Consider the following 1,112-nt stretch of genomic DNA (forward strand, 5'->3'; position numbering starts at 1 on the left):
CGAAAAACCCATAGTTGCGGAATCTCAGCGGTTCCGTTCAACACGGGCTTCATTGTTCGTGCTACGCACGCAACGAATCCCTTAGCTGTTACCAGCTGGCTATTTGTCAATGAGAGATATAATTCTAACAATAATTTTATTTCGCTCTAAAGGATCTTTCTCTTCAAATCGAATTTCATAGTATCTTTTTAAAAGAGTTTTCATTTCTTCTGAAGAGTTTTTGTACTTGAGTCTATCAATATACTCATCAGCATGATAATAATCATCTTCGGAAAGATGTTTTAATCTTTCTAAAAGGATATTATCAATCTCTAACTTATTCTCTTCGTATATTAAGTCTGATAAATTAAAATCGTAAAATGGTCCTTTGAGCGAATTTAAAAAGGCTTTTTTTAATCTGGCTTTTTGCTCAGCATTCAAATCTTGATAAAAATAATTTTTTGAACTGTTTGAAAATTCTTTATAATCGCGTAACTCAAAGACTCCTTCCCAACTTGTTACTTCATTCTCAGCACATTTTACTAACCATTCGATTGTTTCGGTTCGTTTAGAAATAGAGTCAGTAATTTTTAAGATTTTCTGAATTTCATTTATCCTTCTTTTATAGACTGATATTCCAACAGAATCTAAGGTTTTTGAACCATAAGATAAAGCATGAGTGCTATATTTTCCATTATTTATATCTAAGAATGCTATAACAGATGTTTTTTCGTAATACCTGTCAGAATCTGGACAAGTCATATTTGGTTGAAAAAGAATTTCGATAGTGTCATTTTTAACTTCACCTTGTAAAATATCAATCACAACAATTTTTGCTATTTTATATAGCGGATAGTATACTCTCTTTTTTTTCTTTCCTTCGTAAATTTTGTCGGTTACATTTATAACTTTTCCAACTATTGCTGCATCACTTTCAATGACTAATTTTCTTAAAGGTCTTGGAGTTATAGGATACGCATTTGCAAAAATATTATTGCAAGTGAAAAATATAATAACGAAAAAGAATAGGTTTCTCATAAATGTGATAATAGCTTGCTGCCAACGTCAGTCTGTGAAAAAACTTCCGTTTTTGTTTTAAACAAATATAGAAAAGTATTGTTTAAAAACAGGAT

At 30.4% G+C, this 1,112-nt stretch carries 1 protein-coding gene; it reads right to left on the reverse strand.

Going from position 1 to position 1,112, the window contains the following annotated elements:
- Positions 1–99: 99 nt before the first annotated feature.
- Positions 100–1,017 (reverse strand): hypothetical protein, encoded by a 918-nt coding sequence (locus ACEN2I_RS19975; protein ID WP_441767836.1) that lies wholly within the window; start codon positions 1,015–1,017, stop codon positions 100–102.
- Positions 1,018–1,112: the final 95 nt, after the last annotated feature.

The sequence above is a fragment of the Flavobacterium sp. W22_SRS_FK3 genome, assembly GCF_052113665.1.
Classification (GTDB): domain Bacteria; phylum Bacteroidota; class Bacteroidia; order Flavobacteriales; family Flavobacteriaceae; genus Flavobacterium.

Excerpts from the sequence above, each read along its gene's own strand:
- ACEN2I_RS19975 (WP_441767836.1), bottom strand. The coding sequence starts at position 1,017 with ATGAGAAACCTATTCTTTTTCGTTATTATATTTTTCACTTGCAATAAT.